This window comes from Actinoalloteichus spitiensis RMV-1378 (assembly GCF_000239155.1).
Taxonomy (GTDB): domain Bacteria; phylum Actinomycetota; class Actinomycetes; order Mycobacteriales; family Pseudonocardiaceae; genus Actinoalloteichus_B; species Actinoalloteichus_B spitiensis.
Window position 1 is genome coordinate 1 of record NZ_AGVX02000261.1, and the last position, 3,828, is coordinate 3,828.

Below are 3,828 nucleotides of genomic sequence, written 5' to 3' on the forward strand. Positions count from 1 at the left end.
GGGCCGGGTGAGCTACGCCGTACTGGGGCTGCCCGAGTCCGGCCAGCGCCTGGTCACGTTCCTGGCTCCACCCGGCTGCCTCGCCCGCCGGGCCTTCGCCGCCATGACCGCCGGCTGCGACCCCCGTGTCGAGTCGTGGATCGGCGAGAGCGGCCTGCTGCGCTGAGCGGGGCGCCGCCAGGGGCGGTGGTGGGGGCGAAGGCCCGGCCCGGTGGGGTCGGATCGAGTCGGCCCCACCGCGTTACCCGGGCCCGGCGGTGCCCTCCCCAGGCCCAGCCGGGAACCCGGAGCCGGCCGACCGCCGTTCGGATCCCCGGTCGTGGCAGGTGGTCGCATGCCAAGGCCACCAGGGGAACCGGGGGTGGGAGGTCGGCGGTCGGCTCGGCCCTGGTCGGCCGTCGGCGCGGGAGCCCGTCGGCCGGCGCGCCGGGGAACGGGAGGAACACCCCGTCCCGTCCGGCACGGTGGACCGCTCGGAGAACGGGCCGGGACATGCGTGGGGGACGGTCGCACCGTCGGTTCGCGGCCGGGGGAAAACGGGTGTTCTCCCCGAGCGGACGAGAGCGCAGTGCCCGGAATGAGCCGTCGGGCATATTACGTGGCGCCACGGAAAGTCCTCCGCCGGGTGATCCGGCGATACCGGAACCGGTGTGCCGACCGGTGTCGTCGACCATTCCGGGCGAGCGAATCCGGTGCGATGTCGGTATTGGCGTGCCGCCCGCCGGTATCGGGTGGTAACCCCCACGCCGGAGTCCGGTGTCCCGGGAAGGGGCCGCCATCTCCCACCCCGCCGGTGGGCGCCGGGGCGCGCCGGGGCGGCGGTGCGTGGTGGCAGGGATCGATCGCCCGGACGGTGGGCGGTTCTCCGCTGGTCAGGTGAGGATGGCGGCGTCCGTCCCAGGGGCGGGCCGGCACGTCCCAGGAGGGTGCGGCGCCGCGTGTCGGACGGCCGCCGGGGACTTCGTGGCGCCCGGAAGCGGTGGGGGCGGCCCCTTCGTCCGGGTGCCCGCGTGACCATCGGCGGATACCGGTGAACGAGAGTAATTCGTGTTCTCCTGGGCGTCCGTTCTCCACTTCCCCGCTTTCCCGGGGTGTCGACGCCCCCATTGTCGTTGAATTGTCTACTTGCCGCTTGGGGGGTCGAATCCTCACCCCGATGTGAACTCGGAACGGGGTACGGCACATGATGTGGGGCGTTCGGTGGGACCCCGGAGAGCGCTGCTCGTTCCGCCCGAGCCCACGCGAACCGCGACCGTGCTGTCGGTCCGGTGGGAGGTCCGTTCGGATCCCGTCCGGCGCCGACGGCCGGTGCCCGCCCAGCTGGAGGTATTCCGTCGTGAGGTTCGAGGACATGCTCGCGGGCACGGAATGGGAGGAGAGGGGGCTGCACTGGCACGCCTACCTCGGTGCGGGGTCCCTGTGCCTCGACCGCTCCGATCTGCCGCCCCGGGAGGTGCTCCGCAGTCCCGAGCAGGTGGCCGAGTGGATCCGGGACCGGGCGGCGGAGGGCGAACCCCAACTCGTCCGGTTCGGCGAACGGTGGATCCGCACGACTGACACCGAGTTCCTCGACATCGCCTGGTTCCGCGATCTCAGGGTCGCCGAACGGGGGGACTCGATCATCTGCTCCTGGCCGGCGGTCGGAGGCGGTCGGACCACGGTGTACGTGGACGCGGTCGCCGCGGACCAGTGCCCCTTCGACCACTGAGGAGTGACATGGATTCCGCTGAGCGCACCCCCTGCCAGTGCCCCGGCGGCGCTCAGTGCCGCTGGCACGGCGACAGCCTCTGCCCCACCTGCGGAGGGCCGATGATCCCGGTGCAGGGCGGCGGGGGCATGATCTGCCCTCGGTGCTGACCCCCCGGCCGCCGGCGCCCGGGGCGCCGACCCGGTGGACCGTGGCCGCCCGGGACGTGGGGGAGGGGCTCGCGCCTCAGCGCACGGCGCTACCCAGCCGCCGGGACAGCTCGGTCGCCCCGTCGCGGACCAGCTCCTCCCACCGCCGCCAGGCGGCCTCGCCGTGGCGGATGGTGGGCACCGAGATGCTCATCGCGGCCACCCACTCACCCGAGTAGTCGGTCACGGGCGCGGCGACGCACCCGACATCAGGGTTGGACTCGCACATCTCGTAGGCGACGCCGGTCCGGCGCACCTCCCCGAGCTGGGCGCGGAGCGCGGCGGCCGAGGTGATGCTCCTCGGTGTCAGGGCAACCAGCTCCTGCTCCCGCAGCAGCTGGTCGAGCCGCTCGCCCGGCAGCCCCGCGAGCAGCACCTTGCCGACGGCCGTGCAGTGCGCGGGCAACCGCCGCCCGACCGCCGAGATCATCCGCACCGAGTAGGTCGAGTCGATCTTGCACACGTAGACGACCTCCGCGCCGTCCAGCACGGCCACGTGCACGGTCTCGTCGCACTCCGCGGCCACCCGCCGGGTGACCGCCTCGCCCTCAACGGCCAGGTCCAGGTCCTGCTGGTAGCGGGCTCCCAGCTCCAACAGCCGGGGCCCCAGCTTGTACACCCCGTCCTTGCCGGGCTGCTTGGCCAGGTAGCCACGGCTGACCAGGGTGTTGAGCAGTTCGTGCGCGGTGGACCTCGGTAGGCCGAGCCGGGCGGCGATGTCCGGCGCGGACAACGAGCTGCGTTCTCCGAGGAACAGTTCGAGGACGTCGGCGGCGCGCATGACCGCCGGTACGAGTCGGGGCATCGCCGCTGGTCTCCTCGTGGCAGTGGAGGTGTGGGCTGGAGCGGAACCGCCCCGCCGGGGCGAGCGGCGGGGCGGACCGGGATCCGGTGTCGGAACCGTCGGACGTCGGCCACCGCCGGCGCCGGCACGGGGTGGTTGGAGTGCCGGGAGCCGGCGGCGTTCGCGCGGACAGGCTACTCGGCGACCACCGGGTCGGTGGTGACCCGCCCGTTGATCACCCGAACGATCCCGTCCGGGTTCTCGTTCCGCAGGGCTGGGGGGAGCACCGCCGCCGGCGCCGACTGGTAGGCGACCGGCCGCTGGAAACGGCGGATCGCCGAGGTGCCGACCGAGGTCGACCAGGCGGCCGTCGTCGACGGGTACGGTCCGCCGTGCTGCTGGGCGAAGCTGACCGCGACTCCGGTGGGGAACCCGTTCCAGACCAGGCGTCCGCTGAGCGCTACCAGCCTGGCGATCGGCTCGGCGAGCCGGTCCTCCTCACCGGCTTCGGCGTGCACCGTCGCGGTGAGGCTGCCGGGCACCTCGGCCAGCGCGGCGAGGACGTCCTCGGTGGAGCCGTACTCCACGAGGACGACGACAGGTCCGAAGTGTTCCTCGCGCAGCCGCTCGTGGCGCAGGTACCCGGCGACGTCGGTGCGCAGCACCACCACCGGGGAACGCAGTCCCCCTCCGTCGGCGGCCACCTCCGCCACCACGTCCACCCCGTCGAGGTCGCGCGTCTCGGCGAGCTGGTCGGCCAGCCCGCGCTGGATCTGCGGGCTGAGCAGGGTGCCGGGGCTGACCCGCTGGACGGCGGAGGTGAAGGCCGACGCGAACTCCGCCGCGCCCGCCGGGAGCAGCACGATGCCCGGTTTGGTGCAGAACTGCCCGTTGCCCAGGGTGAAGGACTGCGCCAGTCCGGACGCGATCTCCTCGGCCCTGGCGGCGACCGCCGCCTCGCTGAGGAGCACGGGGTTGGTGCTGCCCATCTCGGCGTACACCGGAATCGGTTCCGGACGGGCCGCGGCCGCGTCGTGCAGCGCCCGACCAGCCCGGAGCGACCCGGTGAACCCGACCGCCTTGATGGCCGGATCGGTGACCAGGGCCTGCCCCACCTCAGGACCAGCGCCGTGCAGCAGGGCGAAGAC

General features: G+C 73.5%; 3 protein-coding genes. 1 reads left to right on the plus strand and 2 read right to left on the minus strand.

Features of this window, described 5'->3' with window-relative positions; translation table 11 throughout:
• Window positions 1-1,336: 1,336 nt before the first annotated feature.
• Window positions 1,337-1,708, plus strand: a complete 372-nt coding sequence (locus ACTIDRAF_RS0212715; protein WP_016699123.1) for a hypothetical protein — start codon at window positions 1,337-1,339, stop codon at window positions 1,706-1,708.
• Between the two features lie 225 nt (window positions 1,709-1,933).
• On the opposite strand, the gene ACTIDRAF_RS0212720 is transcribed toward ACTIDRAF_RS0212715, so the two are convergent.
• Together ACTIDRAF_RS0212720 and ACTIDRAF_RS0212725 are read right to left on the minus strand one after the other, a co-directional pair.
• Entirely contained in the window at window positions 1,934-2,701 is a 768-nt protein-coding gene (locus ACTIDRAF_RS0212720; protein WP_016699124.1) for an IclR family transcriptional regulator, read from the minus strand.
• Window positions 2,702-2,874: 173 nt separating this feature from the next.
• On the minus strand, window positions 2,875-3,828 hold a 954-nt coding region (locus ACTIDRAF_RS0212725), incomplete at its 5' end, for an aldehyde dehydrogenase family protein (RefSeq protein ID WP_016699125.1).